We start from the raw sequence: 22,545 nt of genomic DNA on the forward strand, positions 1-22,545 counted from the left end.
CTTCGGCGGGTCGGCCTGGGTCGCGCCGAGGGCGGCGAGCATTGCTGTTCGGTTCTTCGGCGGGTCGGCCTGGGTCGCGCCGAGGGCGGCGAGCATTGCTGTTCGGTTCTTCGGCGGGTCGGCCTGGGTCGCGCCGAGGGCGGCGAGCATCGCTCTCCGCTTCTTCCGCCGGGCCCGCGCCGCCGCCGTCGCGCGGGTCATCGCGTCCTCCGGCGAGCCAAGCCGAACCCCGCCGCAGCCGTCGCGGCCACCCCGAGAGCGGCGAACACCGCCGTCCGCTTCCGCGGAGCCGAAGCCGGCGCCGGCGCCGGCGCCGGCGCGTCGAGCCCACCGGCCAGCAACTCCGCCAGGTGCACGCCTTCCCGGCCGCCGCTGTCCAGCTCGTGCAGCTGGGTGCGGCAGCTGAACCCGTCGGCCAGCACCGCCGTCTCCCGCGACGCCTCCCGGACCCGGGGCAGCAGCACCCGCTCGGCGCACGCCTTCGAAACCTCCAGGTGTCCCTTCTCGAAGCCGAAGTTGCCCGCCAGGCCGCAGCACCCGGAGTCGAGGTGCTCGGCGTCGACTCCCGCCGCTTCCAGGAGCTTCCGGTCGGCTTCCCAGCCCATGATCGCGTGCTGGTGGCAGTGGACCTGCGCGATCGCCTTCGCGCCGCGCCCCAGCCGCGGCGGGCGGTAGCCGGGGGAGTGCTCGGTGAGCAGCTCGGCCAGCGTCACCGTCTGCGCGCGCAGCCGCCGGACGTCCTGGTCGCCCGGGAACAGCTCGTACGCGTCGGAGCGGAACACCGCCGTGCAGCTGGGTTCCAGGCCCACGACCAGCCCGCCGTCGTGCAGGTGCGGGGCCAGCTCGCGGACCGTGCGGGCCAGGATGTGCTTGGCCGCGCCCAGCTGCCCGGTCGAGATCCACGTCAGCCCGCAGCACACCGGCGCCGACGGCATCGTCACCCGCCACCCGGCGTCCTCCATGAGCCGGATCGCGGCCTGCCCGACGTGCGGGTGGAAGGAGTTGGTGAACGTGTCCGGCCACAGCAGCACCGTGCCGCGGGCCCCGGTGCCGGACGGCCCGCGCCGGGCGAACCACTGCTGCAGGGTTTCCCCGGCGAACTTCGGGATCTCCCGGTCCTCCACACCCGCGGCGAGGGTGGCCGGCCGGGACAGGCCGGGCGCGTGGGTGAGGGCGTTCACCACGCGCCCGGCCCGCAGCCTGCCGACGACCTGGGCGAACGCCGGCAGCCAGCCCATCGTCCAGTCCGAACGCGGCCGCCGCCACGGGCGCCCCTCGTAGTGGTGGCTGAGGAACTCCGCCTTGTACGTCGCCATGTCCACCTTGGCCGGACAGTCGGTCTTGCATCCCTTGCAGGCCAAGCAAAGATCCAGGGCTTCACGCACGTCGCCGGAGCGCCAGCCCTCGCCGACGGGGCTGTCCCCGTGGCCGTCGAGCATCTCGAACAGCAGCCGCGCCCGCCCGCGCGTGGAGTGCTCCTCCTCGCCGGTCACCTGGTACGACGGGCACATGACCTGCCCGCCGCTCGTGGTGTGCTGCCGGCACCGGCCGACGCCGACGCAGCGGTTCGCGGCCTGGGCGAACGAGCCGCCGTCGTCGGGGAAGCGGAAGTGCAGGTCCTGCGGGTCGGCGGGCGACCAGCCGGCGCCGAGGCGCAGGTTCTCGTCGAGCCGGTAGGGGGCGACGACCTTGCCCGGGTTCATCCGGTTCCCGGGGTCGAAGACGGCCTTCAGCCTGCCGAACGCCGTCACCAGGTCCTCGCCGAACATCTTCGGCAGCAGCTCGCCGCGGGACTGGCCGTCGCCGTGCTCGCCGGAGAACGAGCCGCCCATGGCGGCGACCAGGTCGGCGGCGCGTTCCATGAACCGCCGGTAGGCGGCGACACCGCCGGCGGAGTAGAGGTCGAACGGGATGCGGGTGTGCACGCAGCCCTGGCCGAAGTGGCCGTACAGGCTCGGGCCCGTGTCGCCGGCGTAGCCGAACTCTTCGTACAGCGCGGTCAGCTTCCGCAGGTACTCGCCGAGCCGGTCGGGCGCGACGGCGGAGTCTTCCCAGCCTTCGAAGGTGTCGGCCCGGCCCGGCAGGTGCGCGGTGGCGCCCAACCCGGCTTCGCGGACCTGCCAGAGCTCGTTCTCGCGTTCGGGGTCGTCCAGGAACTCGACGTCGGCCTCGTGCTCGGTGTCGTGGAGGGCCTCGAGCATCTTGTGCGCCTGCCGCTCGGCTTCTTCGTGCGTCCCGGCGGCGAACTGCACCATGAGGAACGCGCGGCCCTCCGGCAGCTCGCCCAGCGCCTTCGGGTTCATGTGCTTGATCTGCTGGTCGCGGATCAGCTTGTGGTCGACGCCTTCGAGGGCGACCGGCTCGTGCGGGAGGATGGACGGCACGGCGTCGGCGGCCTTCGCGATGTCCGGGTAGCCGAGGACGACGAGCGTCCGTTCGGGCAGCACCGGGACCAGCTCCAGCTCCGCACGCAGCACGGTGACCAAAGTGGACTCGCTGCCGACGAGCAGCCCGGCGACGTCGAAGTGGTGCTCCGGCAGCAGGGAGTCGAGGTTGTACCCCGAGACGCGGCGCGGGATGTCCGGGTACCGGCGGCGGATCTCCCCGGCGTACTCGTCGCGCAGCCGGCGCAGCTGCCGGTAGATCGCGGCGCGCGGATCGCCCCGGTGCTCGATCGAAGCGTACTCCTCGTCGGTGGTTTCCCCGCACCAGAACCGGGTGCCGTCGTAGGTGAGGACTTCCAGGCGCCTGATGTTGTCGACGACCTTGCCGGTCCGCTGGGCCGTGGCGCCGCACGAGTTGTTGCCGATCATCCCGCCGAGCGTGCAGTTCATGTGCGTCGCCGGTTCCGGCCCGAACCGCAGGCCGGTGTCCGCGAGCTGCCGGTTCAGCTCGTCGAGCACGATCCCCGGCTGCACCACGCAGGTGCGCGCGTCGGCGTCGACCGACTCGAGCCGGTGGCAGTACTTCGAAAAGTCGAGCACGACGGCGGTGTTGGTGCACTGGCCGGCGAGGCTGGTGCCCCCGCCGCGGGACAGGACCGGCGCCCCGAACTCCCGCGCCACCGCGATCGCCGCGACGGCGTCCTCCGGCGTCCGCGGCAGCACGACGCCGAGGGGGACCTGGCGGAAGTTGGACGCGTCGGTCGAGTACGCCGCGCGTGTTCCGCGGTCGAAGCGCACTTCGCCGTCGACGCGCTCGCGCAGGGCCGCGGCGAGACCGGCGAAGTCGTCGTGGCGCAGCACGGGGTCGGGCAGCTGGACGGTTCCCATCGCGGATCCTCCTTCAGAGTGCGTACTCGGCCGCGGTTCCGGCGCGGAAGGTCAGTCCGTGCCCGGGCGCGGCCATCGACGGCGTCACGGTGCCGCCCGCGGGGTCGAGGCAGCCGTCGAAGAACAGCCGCTCGATCCGGTCGTGGTCGGCGAACCACTCGATGTGCCGGAAGTTCTGGGTGGCCACGGCGGCGTGCGCGGAGAGGTTCGGCGCGCAGTGCGCCGAGACCTCCCGGCCGGCCGCGGCGGCCAGCGCCGTGGCCCGCCGCCATTCGGTGAAACCGCCGCACCGGGTGACGTCGACCTGCAGGCAGTCGACAACGGGGAGCAGGCGGGCGAAGTAGGGCAGGTCGTAGCCGTACTCCCCGGCGGCGATGTCCGGGCCGCCGGCCGTGCGCAGCCGGGCGAGGCCGTCCAGGTCGTCGCTGGACACCGGTTCTTCGAACCAGGTGACTCCCGCGTCTCTCAGCGGTGCCAGCAGCCGGCCCGCCTCGCCGGCCGGATAGGCGCCGTTGGCGTCCACGTACAGCGCCGTGTCGTCGCCGATCACCTTGCGCGCCAAGCCGACCCGCGCGAGATCGCGGTCGGGCGACTCGCCGATCTTGATCTTCACGCGCGGGATGCGCTGCTCGTGCGCCCAATGGCTCAGCTGGGCGGTCAGCTCGTCATCGGAGAGGGTGGTGAAGCCGCCGCTGCCGTACACGGCGACCTCGTCGTGCGCCCGGCCGAGCAGCCTGCTCACGGGCAGCCCGAGCGACCGGGCCGCGGCGTCCCACAACGCGATGTCGACCGCCGACATCGCGCACGAGACCAGGCCGGGCCGGCCGAGGTTGCGGATCGCGTGCCGCATGGCCGCCCAGCAGGCGGGCACGTCGAGCACCGGGCGGCCGCGGACGGCGCCCGCGAGCACGCCCTCGACCAGCGGCACGCAGGCCGCGTCCGCGTACGTCCAGCCCAGCCCGGTGACGTCCCCGCCTTCGACGTGCACCACGACGATCGTGGTGGCGTCCCAGGCGAGGGTCCCGTCGGCTTCGGGCTGCGGGGTCGGCACCCGGTAGGCCCGGGCGCCGACCCGCTCGATCGTGGTCACCGGTTCTTCCCGGGCAGGAACTCCTGCAGCTTCGTCTTGACGCCCTGGGCGACGAGGTGGAAGGCGTCGGGGTCGCCCTTGAGGACGGCCTGGGCGGCCGACTTCACCTGCTCGAACGTGGCGTGCGGCGGGATCGGTGGCACCTCCGGGTCGCAGCGGACGTCCAGCACCGCCGGCTTGCCCGCGGCCAGCGCGGTGTCCCAGGCCGAGGCCAGCTGATCCGGCTTGTCGACCGTGACCGCGGCCAGCCCGAGCGAGAGGGCGAAACCGGCGTAGTCGACGTCGGGCAGGGTCTGCGACTCCTCGAACTTCGGCGCGCCGCCCATCGCGCGCAGCTCCCACGTGACCTGGTTCAGGTCGTTGTTGTGGAACACGCAGATCACGCAGCGCGGGTCGCTCCACAGCGTGTGGTAGCGCGCGATGGTGATCAGCTCGGCGAGGCCGTTCATCTGCATCGCGCCGTCGCCGACGAGCGCGATCACCGGCCGGTCCGGGTGGGCGAACTTCGCGCCGATGGCGTACGGCACGCCCGGGCCCATGGTGGCCAGCGTGCCCGACAGCGACCCGCGGATGTCGCCCCGGATGCGGAGGTTGCGCGCGTACCAGTTGGTGGAGGAGCCGGAGTCCGCGGTGACGATGGCGTTCTCCGGGATCCGCTTCGACAGCTCGTTGACGACGGCCATCGGGTTCACCGGATCGGCGTCGACGGCGGCTTCCTTGTCGACGGTCTCCCACCAGGACGCGACGTTCTTCTCGATCGTCTCGCGCCACGAGCGGTCCGGCTTGCTCTTCAGCCGCGGCAGCAGCGCCCGCAGCGTGGCCGCGCTGTCCCCGACGAGGTTGACCTCGGTCGGGTAGCGCATCCCGATGAACCGGCCGTCGAGGTCGATCTGCACCGCCCGCGCCTGGCCGAAGTCCGGCAGGAACTGGCTGTACGGGAAGTTCGAGCCGACGATCAGCAGCGTGTCGCAGTCGCGCATCAGCTCGTAGCTCGGCCGGGTGCCGAGCAGCCCGATCGAGCCGGTCACCCACGGCAGGTCGTCGGGCAGGACGTCCTTGCCCAGCAACGCCTTCGCCACGCCCGCGCCGGTGACCTCGGCGACCTGGCGGACCTCCTCGGCCGCGCCGCGCGCGCCCTGCCCGACCAGGATGGCGACCTTCTCGCCGGCGTTGAGCACCTCGGCCGCCGCGTCGAGGTCCACCTCGGGCGGGACCGGGGCCGGCCACGCCGTGCTCGGCGGGCTGGACGGCACCTGCTTGAACGCGTGCTGCGGCGGGGTGTACTCCTCTTCCTGCAGGTCCGCCGGGATGATCAGGGCGGTCGGGCAGCGGGACGACTCGGCCGTCCGGATCGCCCGGTCGAGCGCGTTCGGCAGCTGCTCGGCGACGTTGACCTCGACGAGGTATTCGCTCGCGACGTCCTTGTAGAGCGCCTGCAGGTCGACTTCCTGCTGGTAGCTGCCGCCCATCGCGCTGCGCGCGGTCTGCCCGACGATCGCGACCACCGGGACGTGGTCGAGCTTGGCGTCGTAGAGCCCGTTCAGCAGGTGGATCGCGCCCGGGCCGGAGGTGGCCATGCAGACGCCGACCTTGCCGCTGAACTTCGCGTAGCCGACCGCCGAGAAGGCGGCCATCTCCTCGTGCCGCGCCTGCACGAAGCGCGGCTGGTTGTCCGCCTTGCCGAACGAGGCGACGAGTCCGTTGATCCCGTCGCCCGGGTAGGCGAAGACCTGCTCCACTCCCCATTCGCGCAAGCGCTGGAGCAGGTGGTCACCGACTGTCTGGCTCATGAGTACTCCCTTGGGCGTGCGATGCCGCTTGCGTGAGCGCCTCGTGCACCCGGCGGGCCACCACGGCGGGCCGCGGCCGCGCCGGTTCCGGCCACCGGGCCAGGACCGCGGGCTCTTCCGCGCCGTCCGGTTCGACGGCCAGGCACCACCCGCCGCCGTCGGTCCACGACAGCATCAGGAACCGGCCCGCCCGCCGGGCGGCGAGGGCGATGTAGGCGGTCGAAGCTGCTGTCGGACTGCCGTACTCGCTCCACGACGCGGCCGGTTCGACGCCCAGCAGCTCGGCGACGGTCTCGACGTAGTCGCGCAGGGCCGCGGCCTCGACGTGCCCGGGATCGGGTTTCACCGGCGCGGACGCCTCCTTTCGTGGTCGCCTTCGGCGCTCACGAATCGCTGTACCCGCTTTCGCCGTCTACCATACTTGCGTGACGCAAACGTGGCGACTGCAAGAGGAGACGGACGCGGCTCTGGCCGCGCTCCGGGCGATGGTGGCGATCGCGGACTCGACCGTCGGGCGGAACACCGAACAGCTGACGCTGACCCAGTTCCGCGCCCTGCGGGTGGTGGCCGACCGGACCCCGGTCACCATGGGCAAGGTGGCCCGCGAGCTGGCCCTGAACCCGTCCTCGGTCACCCGGGCGTGTGATCGGCTGGTGACCCTGAACCTGCTGGAAAAGGCGGCCAATCCGCTGAACCGGCGGGAGACGCTGCTGGCGCCGACGGCGGCGGGCCGTCAGCTGGTCGAGCGCGTGGACCACGACCGGCGGCAGGTGCTGACCGCCGTGCTGGACCGGCTCGATCCCGAAGCCCGCGCCGCGGTGACGATCGCGTTCGGCCGGTTCGCCGGAGCGGTCGAAGCGTACGAATCGGATTTTCCCTCATTGTTGCGTGACGCAAACCAAATCACCCGAAAATAACGTTTGCCGCGCGGGCGGGCGGGTATCCGGCGGTCGTCCGCCCACGATCGGAGGTCCTTGCGGTGGGAAAGCGCGACGGAATCACCCAGCCCTGGGGGACCAGGACGCCCTACGGGCCGGGGGAGCCGTGGCCGGCCCGGGTGGACAGCCGCCTCGCCGACGGCGTGGCGCCCGCCGACGTCGAACGGTGGGTCCGCAGCGCCGCGGTGCTGCACTCCAACGGCGACGGCCTCGACATCGCGGTGGCCGGCGGCCGGATCGCCGGGGTCCGCGGCCGCGCCGACGACCGCGTCAACCGCGGGCGGCTCGACCCGAAGGACCTCTTCGGCTGGCAGGCGAACTCGTCGCCGGACCGGCTGACGACCCCGCTGGTGCGCAGGCACGGCGAACTCGTGGCGGCGAGCTGGGACGAGGCGATGGACGTGATCGTCCGGCGCAGCGAGGAACTGCTCGACGAGCAGGGGCCCGGCGCGCTCGGGTTCTACACCAGCGGCCAGCTGTTCGCCGAGGAGTACTACACGCTCGCCGCGATCGCCCGCGGCGGCCTGGGCACCAACCACCTCGACGGCAACACCCGGCTCTGCACCGCGACCGCGGCCGCCGCGCTGAAGGAGTCCTTCGGCTGCGACGGCCAGCCGTCGTCCTACACCGACGTCGACCACGCCGACGTCATCGCCCTCTTCGGGCACAACATGGCCGAAACGCAGGCCGTCCTCTGGTCGCGTGTCCTCGACCGGCTCGCCGGGCCGAACCCGCCGGCGGTGCTCTGCGTCGATCCGCGCGACACCCCGGTCGCCCGGGCGGCGACGCTGCACCTGGCGCCGCTGCCCGGGACCAACGTCGCGCTCATGAACGGGCTCCTGCACGAGATCATCGAGCACGGCTGGGCCGACCGCGACTACGTGGAACGCCGCACGGTCGGCTACGACGACCTCGCGGCGATGGTCGCGGACTACCCGCCGGAGCGGGCCGCCGAGATCTGCGGCGTCGACGCCGAGCGGATCCGCGAAGCCGCCCGGCTGCTCGGCACCGCCGAGCGGCTGCTGTGCACGGTGCTGCAGGGGTTCTACCAGTCGCACCAGGCCTCCGCGGCCGCAGTGCAGGTGAACAACCTCGTCCTGCTGCGCGGCATGCTCGGCAAGCCGGGCGCCGGCGTGCTGCAGATGAACGGCCAGCCCACCGCGGAGAACACCCGCGAATGCGGCGCCGACGGCGACCTGACCGGGTTCCGCAACTGGGCCAACGACTCCCACGTCGCCGAGCTGGCGAAGCTGTGGAACGTCGAGCAGAGCAAGATCCCGCACTACGGGCCGCCGACGCACCTCATGCAGATGCTGCGGTACGCCGAAACCGGCACCCTGCGGTTCCTCTGGGTGTCGGCCACCAACCCGGCCGTGTCCCTGCCCGAGCTGCGCCGCATCAGGTCCATTTTGGACTCCTCGCGGCTGTTCCTGGTGGTGCAGGACGCGTTCCTCACCGAGACCGCCGAGTTCGCCGACGTCGTGCTGCCCGCGGCGCTCTGGGGCGAGAAGACCGGCACCTTCACCAACGCCGACCGCACGGTGCACCTGTCGGAAAAGGCGGTCGAGCCGCCCGGGCAGGCCCGGGCGGACCTGGACATCTTCCTCGACTACGCGCGGCGGATGGACTTCCGGGGCAACGACGGCGAACCGTTCCCGCAGTGGCACGACGCCGAAACGGCGTTCGAGGCGTGGAAGCGCGCGTCGGCCGGGCGGCCGTGCGACTACAGCGGGTTGAGCTATGCGAAACTGCGCGAAGTCAGCGGCATCCAGTGGCCGTGCACTTCGGACAGTCCGGACGGGACCGAACGGCTCTACGCCGACGGGAAGTTCTTCGCCCAGCCCGACTACTGCGAAAGCTACGGCCGAGATCTCGTCACCGGGGCGCCGATGGAACCCGTCGAGTACCGGGCGATGAACCCGGACGGCAAGGCCATGCTCAAGGCCGCCGAGTACGTCCCGCCGCATGAAACGCCGGACGCGGACCACCCGTTCTTCCTGATCAACGGCCGGACTCTCTACCACTTCCACACGCGCACGAAGACCGGCCGCGCCCCGGAGCTGCAGGCGGCCGCGCCGGAGGTCTGGCTCGAGGTGTCCGAACGGGACGCGGCCGCCGCGGGGCTCGCCGAAGGCGACCTCGCGGAGGTCTCGACACCCCGCGGCGCCGTCCACGCCCGCGTCCGGATCGGCGGGATCCGCGACGGCGTGCTGTTCCTGCCGTTCCACTACGGCTACTGGGACGTCGATCACGCGGCGGGCAAGGACGGCGACCGTGCCGCCAACGAGCTCACCTTCACCGACTGGGACCCGGTGTCCAAGCAGCCGCTGTTCAAGACCGCCGCGGCCGCGCTGCGCCGGATCGGCCCGGCGGCGCCGCGGCCGGAGCCGGTGCCCGCGGCCGTCGACGAGGAGGTCGTCCGATGAAGCTCGACCTCGTCCTGCGGGAGCTGCACCGTTCCGAGACGACCTTGGCCAAGGACCTGCTGAAGACCTCGGACCGCCACCACGCGGAGCACGAGGTCCACCACGTCGCCCGCGACCTGGCCGGCTGGTCGGCGGCGCACCTCCGCGCCATCGCCCGCGCCGGCCGGGAGCACGGCCTGGACCTCGACGAGGACGTCCCGGGCCCCGGCCCGCTCGAGCCGCTGCGGACGGCACTGGCCGAGCTGAGCGGCCGCCGTCCGGAGCCGGGCCTGCTGCTGCTCGCGGACCTGCGCCGCCTGCACCGCCGGGCGGCGGGGGTGTCGCTCGACTGGGAGCTGCTCGCCCAGGCCGCACAGGCGGCGAAGGACCCCGGCCTGCTGGAGCTGGCGAGCGGCTGCCACCCGCAGACGCTGCGGCAGCTGAAGTGGACCAACGCGATGCTCAAGGTGCTCTCGCCGCAGATCCTGACGAGCTAGGTTAGCCGCCGGACGCCCGGGTACAGCGTGATCATGCTGCCCACGGTGACGGACCTGGCCGAGCTGACCCGGCTCTTCGAGGAGGAAGGCGACGGCGACCTCTACGTCCGCTGGTCCCGCGGCCCGGACGCCGATCTCGGCGCCGAGGAGTCGAGCCGGGACGGGCTGACGGGTATCGCGCTGCCCGGCCTGTCGGCGAACTCGCTGCGCCGCGAGCCGTGGTGGGGCGGCCGCTCGATCCGGTTGTGGCTGGCGCGCCGCCTCTACGACTACGAGCACCTGCGCGACCTGCGGGGCCCGGACGTCCGCCCCTGGGTCCTGCGCGCCCGCGAAATCGCCCGCGGCCCGGACAACGAGCCGTTGGTCGTGGACGCGCGGCCGCTGGCTTGGGTGGCCGATGAGGTTTTGCGGGAGGCGCAGCGTCTGGTCGACGAGCAGGGGTCGCGTGAGTGGGGTCCGATGGACCGGCGGGCCGCCCGCTGACCTCACCCGCCTCCGGCGCCCCTGAGGAACACCAGCGGGTTGTCGCCGAAGCGGGCGAGGGTGCGTTGCCGCAGCACCGAGCTGACCGCGGCCGCCGCGACGCCCCAGAGCGCGATCACCACGACCACCGCCGGCGTCGGGAGGACCCGGTCCAGGAAGGCGAGGTTCACGGTGGCGACGACCGACGCGATCCGGGCCAGGCGGTGGTACCAGCGCCGGGAGCCGTCCGCGAAGACCCTGGTGCCGGCGAGGTAGGCCGCCAGGCCCGCGGTGAGGAGCCACACCGCCGCCGGGGGCGGGGACTCGTGCAGCGAAAGGTTCATCCCGGCCGCGACGAGCAGCAACGCGAACGCCGGGGTGAGGTGGCCGCCGGCGTACAGCGAGTAGGCGAGCGCCGGGTTGCCGCCGGAGAGACCCAGCATGCGCTCGTAGATCTCCGCGGCCGACGTGAAGTACATCCACCACAACGCGCCCGCGAGCACCAGGCCGCCGACGGTGACCAGCCAGTACGCGACGTCGTCGGCGGGGCGTTCGAGCGCCGCGGTGCCGACCGTCAGCACCAGCTCGCCGAGCAGGAGGATCATGAACAGCCCGAAGCGCTCCGCGAGGTGCGCGGAGTCGACCGCGAGGCCCGGGTCGCGCGGCGGGGCGAGCATCGCCCGCCACCGCGTCTCGCGCGTGGGCCGCTCCCGTGGTTCGCCGCGCCGCCGGTCCCGTTCGCCGAGGAGCAGCGCCCCCGCCTCCTGCAGCAGGGCCACCGTCCACAGCCCCCAGCTGCTGGGCAGGATCGCCGAGACGCCGAACAGGACCGCGGAGAGCGCGTAGGCCCTGGTGATCCGGCGCTGGTCGAGCCCGGGGCCGGCCAGCCAGCGGTGGGCGGCCGACAGGATCACGCGGACGACGGCGATCGCCACCGCGAAGACCGCGGGATGTCCCTCGAAGACGTGGTGCACCTGGGTCGCGGCGATCGCGCAGGGGATCGTGCCGGCGAGCACGAACAGCCGGTCGGCCATCCGGCTGTCGTCGCCGCGGCGGTTGTAGAGCACGGCGAAGCCGATCCACGTCCACCACAGCGTCACGAACAGGCCCAGCGCGGCGGCGACGCGCGCCCAGTGCGGCTCCGCGACGATGCTGTGCGCCACCTGGCCCACCGCGAACACGAAGACCAGATCGAAGTACAGCTCGACCCAGCCGACGCGCTTTCCGTGCCCGGCCGCGGCGCCGGTTCTCTCGTCCTCATCGGTCACGGCGGGGATTCTGCCGCCTGGCGGCCCGCGGGGTCCCCGCCGGGCCGCCGAGCTCACCTCCTTCAGAGGATGCAGAGCAGGGAACAGGCCCTGGCCGAGGACCAGTCCGTGGCGGACGGCGGTGTCCCCGGCGGCACGTTCACCGGCACGTAGGTCACCTTCGCCTTGTTGGTGATCGGGAACAGGCTCAGCAGCGCGTACGTCGTGCAGTACACCTGCTTCGCCTGGCCCGCCTGCAGCGTGAACGGACCCGTCCGGCACGACGGCTCCACGCTGTCCACCACCTGCGCGGAGGTGATCCCCACCGGACCGTGGTTCGTCACCGTGATCCGCCAGTACGCCGACGCGGAGAGCACGCCGAGGAGACCCACCGGGGCCTGTTTCGCCCACGGTCCGGCGCCGCCCGGGCCGCACTGGGCCGGGTGGACCGCCGTGCAGATCTCCTTCTCCACGGTCACCTTCGGGGTGCACGCGGCGCCCGGGGCCACCGGGAGCGTCACCGTGTTGGAGGTGAACGAGCCCGTCGAGTCGGTGCCGGCCGCCGTGTTCGCCACCGACGTCACCGTGCAGTCCGCGGCGATCGCCGTGCGGAAGCACAGCTGGGGTGCGTCACCCGCGAAGTCGGCCACCAGCGAGCCGCTGAAGCCCGCCGCGCTGTGCAGGACCAGCGTCGTCGTCACGGTGATCGACGGGTGCGCTGCTACCGAAACGCCGGTCAGGTCGACCGAGCCGTCCGGGGCGAAGCCCGGCGTCGGCACCACGGCGCCGTCCTGGTCGACGACCGTCACCCGTGATGCCGCGAAGTCGACGTTCGTCGGATCGACGCCCATCAGCCGCGCCGAGGTGTAGCCCTGGACGTGACTTCCGCCGTCGCAAGAGAAGTCGCCCGGTTTCAGCGTCACCTGCCCGCCGGAACGGACACACGGCGTGGCTCCCGTGATCGGGTCCATCGAGAACAGCACGCCCGCGTCGCCGAGGGCGATCAGGCAGCCCGACGGCGGGTCGTACGCGTACCCGTAGTCCCGCGTGGCTCCGCCGTTCACCGAGGGGTGCGTGATCGGGCCCGGCAGGCCCGCGCACGCCGTCCCCGTCGTCCAGTCGTGGCACACCGCCGCGCCCGGGTTGCCGCCGTTCCAGATCGCCAGGTAACTGCGCACGTGGCCGTTCGGATCGGTGACGACCTCCGGGTCGAAGACATAGCTCCCGCCCGTCAGCGCCGCCGCGACCGGCGGCGCCGGCAACGGCGTCCCGTCGAGCGCGTAGCACGTCGTGACGTTCGTGCCGCCGGTCGTCGACGAGCACGCGCCCACCGGAGCGCCGGTCGTGCTGAAGGCCGTGTAGGCGTTGTAGGTGTGGTTGCCGGCCGGTCCGGTCGGCCGCGACGAGCCCCAGCCGGCGCACGCGGTGGCCGTCGCCGGGTCGAAGCAGCCCAGTGCCGGCTGGAGCGCGGCGCCCGGATTCGACGTCGAGGCGAACACCTTGCCCGCCACCACGGTCATGGCGCCGTAGACGTACGCCTGGTCGACCGCCGGCAGGATCGGCGCGTACGGCTGGCCGCCGCAGGCGCTCCGCGTGGCGATGGTCCAGCAGACCACCGCGCCGGAGCTGACCACGCCGTAGAGGTTGCCGCCGCTCTCCACGAGCCCCGCGAGGTTGTGCACCGGCGGCGACCCGCCGAGGGCGGCCAGCGGCCAGTACCCGCAGTTGGCCGCGGCGGCCAGGTCGAGGCAGCCGACCCCGGCGGACGTCGCCGTGAGGGCCGGGTAGTAGACCTTCGCCGGGGCCGCGGGATCCCGGACGTACTGCTCGATGAGGGTGGTGGCGATGTCCCCGGCCCCCAGGGTGCCGAGCGGGCCGGGCGCGGTGTTGAGCACCTTCGGCCACGGCCCGCCCGGGCACCGCGCGCCGGTGGCGAGTTCGGTGCAGACCACCTTCGGCGCGGTGGCTCCCGTGTGGTGGTAGATGTTCCACGCCTGCAGCACGCCGGCCGGAGTGCGGTACAGGATCGGCGAGAAGCCGTCGCCGCCGGTCGGGGTGGTGACCGCCTGCACGGGCGGGGTGAGGGCGCCGGACAGCTGCGTCGCGTCGGGACCGGCGGCGGGGTTGGTCGCCCGGACGGCGGTCACGCCGGAGGCCGGTTCGGTGCCGGTGAACGTGCTGCCGTCGGTGGACCACTGCGGGGTCCAGCCGGGTGGCGCGTGCAGCGAGCCGGGCTGGTAGGCCTGGCCCGCGCCGACGGCGTCGGTGATGGTGGCGGCACCGGTCGTGGTGGCGTGGTCTTCGTAGCCGATCACCCAGTTCGCGGTGCCGCCGTGATCGGCCGGGGAACCGGTGCCCTGCACGGACTTCGTCAGCGCGGAGACCGGCGCGGGATCGGCGGCGGCGGGCAGCGGGACGGCGGTGGCCGCCACGAGCACGAGCGGCAGGACCGCCCCCAGGCGGCGCGCACGCATGCGTCTTCGCATGAATGGTCCTCGATTCTTCCGGAGGTTCCGGGAAACGTTTTCCCGGCCGAAGGAAAATCCTATGCCGCACCGGAAGTGCGTTGAAGCGCTCTCACCCGGGCGCCGAAAAGGCGAAACCAACAGCGCAATTCTTGTGTGTTCCCCTGGGGTTTTCACCTGCTGTGACGAGGGCTGTTCCGGCCGGTTCTCACTCGGATGCCGTCAGGTCGTCACTCGATCGGGTAATGGGTAGTCGCCAAAAACGGCCGAATCACCGGGTGGTGAAGAATTATTTCCCGGTCGTCCACAGCCGGTGCGCCAGTTCCAGGAAGGAACTCCGGTCACCGGCGGCCAGGGCGGCGCGGCGATCGGCGTAGACGTCGATGATGGCGTGGGCGCCGGAAATCCGCAGGGCGTGCCGGGGCCCGGGGCGGCGGGGCGCGGTGATGCGCAGCGTGGTCCGGCAGCGCGCGGCGTGGTCGTGGGCGTGCAGCAGGACCCGGATCCCCGAGGCGGCCAGCACCGTGACGCCGCCGAGGTCGAGGACGAGGACCTCCGGAGCGGGATCCTGCGCGAGGCACTGCGAAACGGCGCGCGCCATGATCAGGACGGTCCCGCTGTCGAGCTCTCCGGCCAGCGACACGACGGCGGGGTCGCCGTGGGACCGCGAGGTGGTCAGCCGGTCCGGTCGGGACCGATCGGCCGAAGGCATGGTGCAGGCCACCCTCCCGCTGAGGCGACGGCCAGGGGATGGCTCGGGTTTGAACCAGGGATCGCGACCAGCCTAAAACCGTGCCCCGGGTGGCCACAAACGCCGGCCGGCGCCGTCCCGCGTTCGGAGCAGTGACTACGCGCCGCGGTGGGCGGGCTGGAAGAGCTCGACGAGGTTGCCCGCGGGATCCGCGAGGAGGATCTGCCGCCCGCCGGGGCCGGAGACCACCTCGGTGCGGAAGGCCACGCCGGCGCCGGCCAGCCGCGTGATCTCGGCGTCCAGGTCGGCGACCACGAGGTGGATGCGGTTGCGGCCGGCGGCAGAGGAGTCCTCGGGAGTGGCGCGGGCGCCGGAGCTGGCGGGGCCCGACAGCAGCAGCCGCAGCGGGCCGCGGACGACGTCGGCGAAGGCCGGCGCGGCGCTCATGCGCACCGTGAAGCCCAGGTGGGTGGTGTAGAAGTCGAGGGCCGCCGGGACGTCGTCGACGACGTACCGGACACTCGCGTACTGGTCGGTCACGGCCGGGCCTCCTTGTCTTGCGGCACTGAGAGAACCGGCAGCAGGTGCCGGACGCGCGTGTCGATCTCCGCCGCGGCCCCGGCGAACGAGCCGGGCTCGCGCGACCCCGCCGGGTCGGGGATGCTCCAGTGGCGGCGCCGTGGGTGGTGCGGGAATTCGGGGCAGATCTCGCGGACCTTGTCGCACAACGTGATCACGTGGTCGAACCGGTGGCCGGCGACGGTGTCCAGGTGCCGCGGCCGCTGCCCGGCGACGTCGATGCCGAACTCCTCGCCCAGCACCCGGACCGCGCCGGGGTGCAACGCGGCCTTCGGGTGGCTGCCCGCGCTGGTCACGGTCACCTCCCCGGCGGTTCGGCGGCGCAGCAGCGCTTCGGCGATCGGGGAGCGGGCGCTGTTGCCGGTGCAGACGAACAGCACGGCGACCCGCCGCGGGAGGGGCGGGGTCTCCGGGCGCAACGCGGGGTGCAGGGCCGCGCCGGTTTCGGCCAGCGCGTCCGCGCAGCGGTCGAGGTCCAGGTGGTAGTAGCTGTCGCGGCCGTCGAAGCTGCTGCGCGTGGCGGTCACGAGCCCGCCGCGGCGCAGCAGCCGCAGGTGGTAGGAAACCAGGTTCTGCGGCTGGCCGACGTGCTCCACGAGTTCCCGGACGCGGAGGTCGCCGCCGGCGAGCGCGCTCAGCAGCGACCAGCGCAGCGGGTGCGCGGCCAGCCGGACGAAGGCGGGCGGTTCGGCAGCCATGCCCGGAAAATACATCAAACTGGTTTGATGCACCAGACGCCTGAATGGCCCATCGAGGGTCGCGGGCTCGATGGGCCATTCGCGGACGCCCTCGGCCGTGCGCGGCCGCGGGGAAGGCGTCCGGGAGGGCGAGCGTGGCGGGGTCGCACGATCGTTGGGGGGCGAAAAGATCGGCGCCCCCGCCACGCTCTGCCGGGCCACGAGGGGTGGCGTCCGCGCGCCCGGCGGGGTTCGGGCGACCTAGCCGCGGGCTCCCGGCCGCGGTCCGGTCCCCGAAACACGGACGGTCCAGGGCGGGGCGCCGCACTGCGGGCGCCAGGTGCCGACGTGCACCCATTGGCGGCCCCACGCGTGGGACATCAGGACCGTCGGCCGCTGGCACTGGGGACAGGCCTGCGGCGCCGAGTCGATGGACACCTCGTCCTCCTCCACCCCCGTCTGTGGTCGTGGGGAAGAGGATGGTCCGGAACCCCGCCGGAGTGGACCGGGGAAACTACCCGAACGACTACGCGGGTCGCCGCGGCTGGCCGGCCAGCCACGAAGCCACCTGGGCGCGGGAGGTGAGCCCGAGCTTCACCAGGATGTTCTCGACGTGCCCCTCGACGGTCCGGCCGCTGAGGACGAGACCGGCGGCGATCTCCTTGTTGGTCATTCCCCGGGCCACCAGTTCGGCGATCTCCCGCTGCCGCCGGGTCAGCCCGCCGGGCTCGCTCGTCCGCGCCGCCTTGGCTGCCTGCGCCGGTTTCTCGCCGAGCGCGTACCGGACGACCTCGTCGAGGCCGAAGCGGGACGCCGCCGCGAACGCCGCGTCGAACTCCTCGTCCCCGAGCGCTTTGCGGGCCAGCGTCGCGCACTGCTCGTCGAAGCCCTGGTACGGACTCATCTCGCCGACGCGCGCGCCGCTGAGCCGCCAGACCGCGTGGGAGCCGCCGAGCAGCCGGGCGGTCCGGTCGTGCGCGCCTTCGGACGAGTGGCACCACGCGAGGGCCTCGACGAGGAACGCGAGCAGCGTGCGGTCGGTGAGCCGGAGGGCGACGGCCTCGCGCAGCAGCTCCGCGGCCCGCCTGGGTTCGCCGGCCCGCCAGCGGTGGATCGCGACGGCCCACAGGGCGTAGCCCCGCGACCAGCGTGCCTGGTGCCGTTCGGTCAGGGCGAGGGCCTCTTCCGCGGCGGCCGCGCCACGCGGGTCGTCGAGGAAGAACCGCGCGGCGGCGAGCAGGATCAGCGTGTCGAACACGAGCAGCGCGTCGCCGGCCGTGCGGTACCCCGCGAGCGCGCGCTCCAGCAGTTCGGCGCCACCCTGGAGGTCGCCGGTGAAGAACGCGGCCATCCCGGCACACTCCGCCCGGCCCGCGCGGAGCCGTTCGTCGTCGAACTCTTCGGCCAGCTCGGCGAGCTCGGCCAGCAGCTCGGTGTGCGGCGCGCCGGTCTGGATCGCGAGGAACGCCATGCCGTACAACGCCCGCGCGCGGGTGATCGTGCGCTCTCCGCACAGCTCGAGCCCGCGCCGCAGGTACCGGCACCCCTCCGGGACGAGACCGCCGCCGTACCAGAAGTTCCACAGCGAGGCCGCGATGTCGAGCGCGTGGCCCGCCCGCTCGGGGGTGGCCAGGCAGTGCTCCAGCACGGACCGGAGGTTGGGGTGCTCACGCCGGAGCCGGTCGAGCCACTCCACCTGCTGCGGGCCGAAGCCTTCGGACCGGTACCGCCGGGCGAGGCCGGCGTAGTACCGGGCCTGCCGGGCCCGGACGCCGGGCTCGTCGTCCGCCTCGGCCAGTTTCGCGCCACCGTATTCGCGGACGGTCTCCAGCATGCGGTACCAGGCGTGCCGGCCGAAGGTGCCGTTCCGGCGGCTGATGACCGACTTGTCCAGCAGGCCCGCGACGACGTCCAGCGCGCTGTCGCCGTCGGTCTCGCGGGGCGCGCAGACGTGCTCGGCCGCGTCGAGGTCGAACCCGCCGGGGAACACCGACGCCTGCGCCCACATCCGCTGTTCCGCGGGGGTGCACAGCTCGAAGCTCCAGCCGATCGCCGCTTCCAGGGTCCGCGGCCGGGGCTTCGCGCCGAGCGGACGCGAAGTGAGCAGGCCGAGCCGGTCGTCGAGCCGCTCGACGAGCTGGTCGACCGAAAGCACGCGGAGGCGGACGGCGGCGAGTTCGATGGCGAGCGGGATGCCTTCCAGCCGGCGGCAGATCCGGATCACCGCGGCCCGGTTGTCCGGGGTCAGCTCGAAGCCGGGCGAGACGGCGGCCGCCCGTTCGGCGAACAGCGTCACGGCTTCGACCGGGCTCGCGCCGGTGTCTTCGTCCCCCGGGACGGGCAGCGGCTCGACGTGCAGGATGTGCTCGCCCTCGACGTGCAGCGTGTGCCGGCTGGTGGCGAGCACCCGGAGCCCGGCGGAGACCGCGAGCAGTTTCGCCACCAGCGTCGCGCATTCGTCGGCGACGTGCTCGCAGTTGTCCAGCACCAGGAGCACCTGCTTGTCCTCGAGGTACTCGGCGAGCCCGGCCGACTGGTCGCCGGTGCCGCGCAGCCCGAGCGCCGTCGCCACGGTGCTCGGCAATAGGTGCGGGTCGCCCAGGTCGGCCAGTTCGACGAGCCAGACGCCGTCGGGGAACGCCCGGCGCACGTCCGCGGCGACGCGCAGCGCGAGTCGCGTCTTGCCGACGCCGCCCGCGCCCGTGAGCGTCACCAGCCTGGCCGCGGACAGCCGGCGTTTCGCTTCCGCCAGCTCATGCCGCCTGCCGACGAAGCTGGTCAGCTCGGCCGGCAGGTTGCCCACGCTTCGGCGGGAACGGGCGTGCATGCGCGTGAGTGTAGAGCGGCCGGGAGGTGACAACGCTTTCTAACCACGCTCGTCGTAGATATTGTTAACAATCTGATCGACGATTAGGGTGGCGAGAGTCAAGCTTGTTTGAGCGACGAGGAAATCGCCTTGATCATCGACTGCCACGGCCACTACACGACCGCGCCGGCCGCCCTCGCGGCGTGGCGCGACCGGCAGATCGCCGCACTGGACGGCTCCGCGGCCCCGCCCATCCGCGCCGACCTGCGCATCAGCGACGACGAACTGCGCGAAACGCTCGAGCCGAACCAGCTCCGGCTGATGGACGAGCGCGGGATCGACCTGACGATCTTCTCGCCCCGCGCATCGTTCATGGCCCACCACGTCGGCGGCTTCGAGACGTCGGCGCAGTGGGCGGCGGTCTGCAACGAGCTGTGCCACCGGGTCAGCGAGCTGTACCCCCGCCGGTTCGCCCCCGCGGCGATGCTCCCGCAGTCGCCGGGTGCCGACCCGGCCACCTGCGTCCCCGAGCTGACCCGCTGCGTGGAGGAGTACGGGGCCGTCGCGCTCAACCTCAACCCGGATCCTTCGGGCGGTCATTGGACGGCCCCGCCGCTCACGGACCGGTCCTGGTACCCGGTCTACGAGAAGATGGTGGAGTACGACGTCCCGGCGATGGTGCACGTCAGCACCAGCGTCAACCCCGCGTTCCACACGACGGGCGCGCACTACCTCAACGCGGACACGACCGCGTTCATGCAGCTGGTGCAGGGCGACCTGTTCGCCGACTTCCCGGCGCTGCGGCTGGTGATCCCGCACGGCGGCGGCGCGGTGCCGTACCACTGGGGCCGGTTCCGCGGCCTCGCGGCGGCGCTGGGCAAGCCGTCGCTGGAGGAGCACGTGCTGGGCAACGTCTATTTCGATACGTGCGTGTACCACCAGCCGGGCGTGAACCTGCTGTTCGAGGTGGTGCCGGCCGCGAACGTCCTGTTCGCGTCGGAGATGGTCGGCGCGGTCCGCGGCGTCGACCCGTGCACCGGCCACCACTTCGACGACACCCGCCGGTACGCCGAAGCGGCGGGACTGTCCGAAGAGGACTGGGCGGCGATCCGGGAGCACAACGCCCGTGCCGTCTACCCGCGCCTGGACGCGTCGCTGAAGCGGCAGGGCAGGTGACCGGAGGTGAGGCCCGGCCCGTCGCGCATGAGAGACTCGATCACGGCCGTAGCCGCCGGAGGTCGGGTGGCGCACCGTCGGGGGCGGTCAGCCGAGACCGAGGACGTCATGACTCACCCGCAGTACCCCGGGCAGCCGCAGCAGCAGCCCTACCCGGCGCCAACGCCTCAGCCGGGGCAGCCGTTCCCGCCGGATTCACAGCCGTTTCCCGGGCAGCCGCCTCAGCCGGGTGCGCAGCAGCCGTACCCCGGGCAGTCGCAGCAGCCGTTTCCGGGGCAGCCGCCCTATCCGGCTTCGAGCGGGTTCCCCGCGCAGCCGTACCCCGGCCAGCCGTCGTATCCCGGCACCGCTTACCCGCCGGCGCCCTACCCCGCAATGGGCTACGGGATGCAGCCGCCCAAGCCGAACGGGGCCACCGCGATCATCGCGGGCATCCTCGCCGTCCTCGGCGGGCTGCTCTACCTCGTCGGCCTGATCGGCGGCATCGTCACGCTGGCGAGCCTCGGCCCGCTCTGGATGGGCCTCCTCGTGCTGGTCCAGAACATCGTGCTCGCGGGCACGCTGCTGCCCGGCGGCATCCTCCTGTTCCTGCGCAAGCCGGTGGGCCGGGTGCTCACGATCATCGGCAGCGGGCTCGCCATCCTGCTGTCGCTCGTATCGGTCGTGATGAGCGCGGCCGGCGTCTGGTACTACAGCGGCGGCCTCGGCGGGATGTACGCCGGCGCCGCGTTCGTCGGGCTGCTCATGGTCCTGATCCCCGCCGGGGCGACGCTGGTCCTCGCGATCGTCAAGCCGACCGCGCGCTGGTGCGGCCGCGCCGAACCCGGCTACCCGCCGCGCTGACGGACCGGCTCAGGCCCGGGGCAGGGTCGGGCGCATCGCGGTGACGACGGCCGTGGTGACGGCCGTGTGCATGAGCATCAGGCCCACGACGTTCGCCGCGGTCGCGCCCACGGTCAGCAGCAGCAGGTCCGGGATCCAGGTCAGGACGAGCACCGCGGGAACGATCACGCGCAGCGCACGCGCCGCCCGCGGTGCCCGCCGGACGATCAGCCGCCAGCCGGCCGCGCCCGCGAGGAGGCCGGCGAGGGTCGCCGGCAGGTAGGCGACGGGGGCGAGGCCGATGCCGAGGCCACCGTCGTCGAGCGCGGAAGCCGCCAGCGCGATGGCCGTGTTCACGGCGAGCGCGGCGACGGCGGCCAAGCCGAGCCGGAGCGCCAGGGTCGAGGTCCGGGTGGTGGCGGTGGTCATCGCTCCTCCTTGGGTTGCGTGTTAAACCCAAAGCTAGGTTGAGTTGCGTGTTAAAGTCAAGCGTGGAAGAGCGCAGCGTGGAAAAGCACGAAGAGGGGCCGGTCCGCTGGCTCGACGCCGACCAGCACCGGGCGTGGATCAACCTGGCCAAGGTGCTGCTGACGCTGCCCGGAGCCCTGGAAGGCCAGCTCCTGCGCGACGCCGACCTGACGTTGCTGGGCTACATGATCCTCGCCCGCCTGTCGGCGGTACCCGGCGAGACGCTGCGGATGAGCGAGATCGCGGAGATGGCGAACGGGTCGCTCCCGCGGATTTCCCATGCGGTCGCGCGGCTGGAGGACCGCGGCTGGGTGACCCGGACGGTGTGCACCGGTCAGGGGCGCCGCTTCACGGTGGCCGCCTTGACCGACGCGGGCCGCGCGCACCTCGAGGCCGCGGCGCCCGGCCACGTCGACACCGTGCGCCGGCTGGTCGTCGATCCGCTGGGGGACGACTTCGTGCGCTTCGGTGACGCGGTCGGGCGGATCGTCGAAGTGCTCGGCCTGCCCACGACGATCCTCAAGCCGTAGCGGGCTTCTTGCGGTGGCCGGCGTTGAAGCGCGCCTTCTTCTGACGGTTCCCGCACGTGTTCATGTCGCACCACTTGCGGGTGCGGCTCTGGCTGGTGTCGAAGAAGGCGGCCCGGCACGTAGGTGACGCGCACAAGGCCAGTTTTCCGTCTCGTTCGCCCGCGATGATGCTGATCGCGTCGGCGGCGATCACGCCGAGGGCGTCCTCCACGCGGGAGGCCGAGCTGAGCCGCCACTGCCGCTTGCCCTCGGGGGTCAGCACAGCCGAAGCCCGGCCCTGAATGCTGTGGTCGTTGATGACCCGGACAGCGGACGCGGGGAGCGCGTCCTGGGTCGCGGCGGCCGTCGCGGCGGCGTGGATCGCCTCCCGCAGTTCCCGGGCCAGGACGAGCTGGGCGGGGGTGCAGGAGTCCACGGCGAGGCCGGTCACGGCCAGCCAGTCGACGAGCCGCTGCGGCGTGGGAATGCGCTCCACGGCATCGCCCTGACGCTCCGTCAGTGTCGCCGTGAAGCTGGTCGCCAGCACGCTGCCGAGGCGAAAGCCGGGAAACCCACCACGCATGGAACCACCTTAGCCGGTTGCAGGCCGACTGATGCCATGTTAGAACCGTCTTAGCCGGTTCCGCGATG

20 protein-coding genes are annotated in these 22,545 nt (G+C 72.8%); 7 read left to right on the forward strand and 13 right to left on the reverse strand.

Features of this window, described 5'->3' with window-relative positions; genetic code table 11:
* The 5 genes from AB0G28_RS15375 to AB0G28_RS15395 form a co-directional block, all read right to left on the reverse strand.
* A partial coding sequence (locus AB0G28_RS15375; RefSeq protein ID WP_361088589.1) for a hypothetical protein occupies positions 1 to 201 on the reverse strand: 201 nt, incomplete at its 3' end.
* Positions 198 to 3,272: an FAD-binding and (Fe-S)-binding domain-containing protein gene (locus tag AB0G28_RS15380; protein WP_361088591.1), complete on the reverse strand. Its 3,075-nt coding sequence runs from the start codon at positions 3,270 to 3,272 to the stop codon at positions 198 to 200. The genes AB0G28_RS15380 and AB0G28_RS15375, both read right to left, overlap by 4 nt.
* Before the next feature lie 13 nt (positions 3,273 to 3,285).
* Positions 3,286 to 4,362, reverse strand: coding sequence for an enolase C-terminal domain-like protein (locus tag AB0G28_RS15385; RefSeq protein ID WP_361088593.1), 1,077 nt, complete (start codon positions 4,360 to 4,362; stop codon positions 3,286 to 3,288).
* The gene (locus AB0G28_RS15390) at positions 4,359 to 6,152 is read right to left on the reverse strand and encodes a thiamine pyrophosphate-requiring protein (RefSeq protein WP_361088595.1); all 1,794 of its coding nucleotides are present in this window, start codon (positions 6,150 to 6,152) and stop codon (positions 4,359 to 4,361) included. The genes AB0G28_RS15385 and AB0G28_RS15390 overlap by 4 nt, the downstream gene beginning before the upstream one ends.
* The gene (locus AB0G28_RS15395) at positions 6,133 to 6,498 is read right to left on the reverse strand and encodes a DUF6292 family protein (protein WP_361088597.1); all 366 of its coding nucleotides are present in this window, start codon (positions 6,496 to 6,498) and stop codon (positions 6,133 to 6,135) included. Before AB0G28_RS15395 ends, AB0G28_RS15390 begins: the two co-directional genes overlap by 20 nt.
* A 79-nt stretch (positions 6,499 to 6,577) precedes the next feature.
* Between AB0G28_RS15395 and AB0G28_RS15400 the strand changes: the two genes are divergently transcribed.
* The 4 genes from AB0G28_RS15400 to AB0G28_RS15415 all read left to right on the forward strand — a co-directional run bounded on the left by AB0G28_RS15400 (position 6,578) and on the right by AB0G28_RS15415 (position 10,475).
* Positions 6,578 to 7,069 (forward strand): MarR family transcriptional regulator, encoded by a 492-nt coding sequence (locus tag AB0G28_RS15400; RefSeq protein WP_361088599.1) that lies wholly within the window; start codon positions 6,578 to 6,580, stop codon positions 7,067 to 7,069.
* A 62-nt stretch (positions 7,070 to 7,131) separates the two neighbouring features.
* Positions 7,132 to 9,516 (forward strand): nitrate reductase, encoded by a 2,385-nt coding sequence (locus AB0G28_RS15405; protein ID WP_361088601.1) that lies wholly within the window; start codon positions 7,132 to 7,134, stop codon positions 9,514 to 9,516.
* On the forward strand, positions 9,513 to 9,992 hold the full coding sequence (locus AB0G28_RS15410; RefSeq protein ID WP_361088603.1) for a hypothetical protein: 480 nt from the start codon (positions 9,513 to 9,515) through the stop codon (positions 9,990 to 9,992). Before AB0G28_RS15405 ends, AB0G28_RS15410 begins: the two co-directional genes overlap by 4 nt.
* 33 nt (positions 9,993 to 10,025) lie before the next feature.
* A complete protein-coding gene (locus AB0G28_RS15415; protein WP_361088604.1) occupies positions 10,026 to 10,475 on the forward strand; it encodes a DUF6098 family protein in 450 nt (149 codons plus the stop codon).
* Between the two features lie 2 nt (positions 10,476 to 10,477).
* Here the strand turns inward: AB0G28_RS15415 and AB0G28_RS15420 are convergent, their stop codons facing one another.
* The 6 genes from AB0G28_RS15420 to AB0G28_RS15445 all read right to left on the reverse strand — a co-directional run bounded on the left by AB0G28_RS15420 (position 10,478) and on the right by AB0G28_RS15445 (position 18,940).
* Positions 10,478 to 11,722, reverse strand: a complete 1,245-nt coding sequence (locus AB0G28_RS15420; protein WP_361088605.1) for a low temperature requirement protein A — start codon at positions 11,720 to 11,722, stop codon at positions 10,478 to 10,480.
* A gap of 62 nt (positions 11,723 to 11,784) precedes the next feature.
* Positions 11,785 to 14,187, reverse strand: coding sequence for a hypothetical protein (locus AB0G28_RS15425; RefSeq protein ID WP_361088606.1), 2,403 nt, complete (start codon positions 14,185 to 14,187; stop codon positions 11,785 to 11,787).
* A gap of 268 nt (positions 14,188 to 14,455) precedes the next feature.
* Positions 14,456 to 14,878 carry an STAS domain-containing protein gene (locus tag AB0G28_RS15430; RefSeq protein ID WP_361088608.1) on the reverse strand — a complete coding sequence of 141 codons (423 nt, stop codon included), beginning with the start codon at positions 14,876 to 14,878 and terminating at the stop codon, positions 14,456 to 14,458.
* 135 nt (positions 14,879 to 15,013) lie between these two features.
* On the reverse strand, positions 15,014 to 15,397 hold the full coding sequence (locus AB0G28_RS15435) for a VOC family protein (protein ID WP_361088610.1): 384 nt from the start codon (positions 15,395 to 15,397) through the stop codon (positions 15,014 to 15,016).
* A complete protein-coding gene (locus AB0G28_RS15440) occupies positions 15,394 to 16,134 on the reverse strand; it encodes an ArsR family transcriptional regulator (RefSeq protein ID WP_361088612.1) in 741 nt (246 codons plus the stop codon). The genes AB0G28_RS15435 and AB0G28_RS15440 overlap by 4 nt, the downstream gene beginning before the upstream one ends.
* A gap of 505 nt (positions 16,135 to 16,639) precedes the next feature.
* Entirely contained in the window at positions 16,640 to 18,940 is a 2,301-nt protein-coding gene (locus AB0G28_RS15445) for a LuxR C-terminal-related transcriptional regulator (RefSeq protein ID WP_361088614.1), read from the reverse strand.
* A 108-nt stretch (positions 18,941 to 19,048) separates the two neighbouring features.
* Here AB0G28_RS15445 and AB0G28_RS15450 point away from each other — a divergent pair, with 108 nt between their 5' ends.
* Both AB0G28_RS15450 and AB0G28_RS15455 read left to right on the forward strand, forming a co-directional pair.
* The gene (locus AB0G28_RS15450) at positions 19,049 to 20,095 is read left to right on the forward strand and encodes an amidohydrolase family protein (protein WP_361088616.1); all 1,047 of its coding nucleotides are present in this window, start codon (positions 19,049 to 19,051) and stop codon (positions 20,093 to 20,095) included.
* 108 nt (positions 20,096 to 20,203) lie between these two features.
* Complete coding sequence (locus tag AB0G28_RS15455; protein WP_361088618.1) at positions 20,204 to 20,938, forward strand: hypothetical protein; 735 nt, start codon at positions 20,204 to 20,206, stop codon at positions 20,936 to 20,938.
* Positions 20,939 to 20,947: 9 nt separating this feature from the next.
* Here AB0G28_RS15455 and AB0G28_RS15460 read toward each other — a convergent pair whose 3' ends face one another.
* Entirely contained in the window at positions 20,948 to 21,346 is a 399-nt protein-coding gene (locus AB0G28_RS15460) for a DUF6069 family protein (protein ID WP_361088620.1), read from the reverse strand.
* 77 nt (positions 21,347 to 21,423) lie between these two features.
* Between AB0G28_RS15460 and AB0G28_RS15465 the strand changes: the two genes are divergently transcribed.
* Entirely contained in the window at positions 21,424 to 21,915 is a 492-nt protein-coding gene (locus AB0G28_RS15465) for a MarR family transcriptional regulator (protein WP_361088622.1), read from the forward strand.
* Here the strand turns inward: AB0G28_RS15465 and AB0G28_RS15470 are convergent.
* The gene (locus AB0G28_RS15470; RefSeq protein ID WP_361088624.1) at positions 21,905 to 22,477 is read right to left on the reverse strand and encodes a CGNR zinc finger domain-containing protein; all 573 of its coding nucleotides are present in this window, start codon (positions 22,475 to 22,477) and stop codon (positions 21,905 to 21,907) included. The genes AB0G28_RS15465 and AB0G28_RS15470 overlap by 11 nt on opposite strands.
* Positions 22,478 to 22,545: the final 68 nt, after the last annotated feature.

Origin of the sequence: Amycolatopsis sp. NPDC021455, assembly GCF_040640995.1 — a bacterium.
Taxonomy (GTDB): Bacteria; Actinomycetota; Actinomycetes; order Mycobacteriales; family Pseudonocardiaceae; genus Amycolatopsis.

Excerpts from the sequence above, each read along its gene's own strand:
- AB0G28_RS15380 (WP_361088591.1), bottom strand. The coding sequence starts at position 3,272 with ATGGGAACCGTCCAGCTGCCCGACCCCGTGCTGCGCCACGACGACTTC.
- AB0G28_RS15390 (WP_361088595.1), bottom strand. The coding sequence starts at position 6,152 with ATGAGCCAGACAGTCGGTGACCACCTGCTCCAGCGCTTGCGCGAATGG.
- AB0G28_RS15410 (WP_361088603.1), top strand. The coding sequence starts at position 9,513 with ATGAAGCTCGACCTCGTCCTGCGGGAGCTGCACCGTTCCGAGACGACC.
- AB0G28_RS15415 (WP_361088604.1), top strand. The coding sequence starts at position 10,026 with ATGCTGCCCACGGTGACGGACCTGGCCGAGCTGACCCGGCTCTTCGAG.
- AB0G28_RS15425 (WP_361088606.1), bottom strand. The coding sequence starts at position 14,187 with ATGCGAAGACGCATGCGTGCGCGCCGCCTGGGGGCGGTCCTGCCGCTC.
- AB0G28_RS15430 (WP_361088608.1), bottom strand. The coding sequence starts at position 14,878 with ATGCCTTCGGCCGATCGGTCCCGACCGGACCGGCTGACCACCTCGCGG.
- AB0G28_RS15440 (WP_361088612.1), bottom strand. The coding sequence starts at position 16,134 with ATGGCTGCCGAACCGCCCGCCTTCGTCCGGCTGGCCGCGCACCCGCTG.
- AB0G28_RS15445 (WP_361088614.1), bottom strand. The coding sequence starts at position 18,940 with ATGCACGCCCGTTCCCGCCGAAGCGTGGGCAACCTGCCGGCCGAGCTG.
- AB0G28_RS15455 (WP_361088618.1), top strand. The coding sequence starts at position 20,204 with ATGACTCACCCGCAGTACCCCGGGCAGCCGCAGCAGCAGCCCTACCCG.
- AB0G28_RS15460 (WP_361088620.1), bottom strand. The coding sequence starts at position 21,346 with ATGACCACCGCCACCACCCGGACCTCGACCCTGGCGCTCCGGCTCGGC.
- AB0G28_RS15470 (WP_361088624.1), bottom strand. The coding sequence starts at position 22,477 with ATGCGTGGTGGGTTTCCCGGCTTTCGCCTCGGCAGCGTGCTGGCGACC.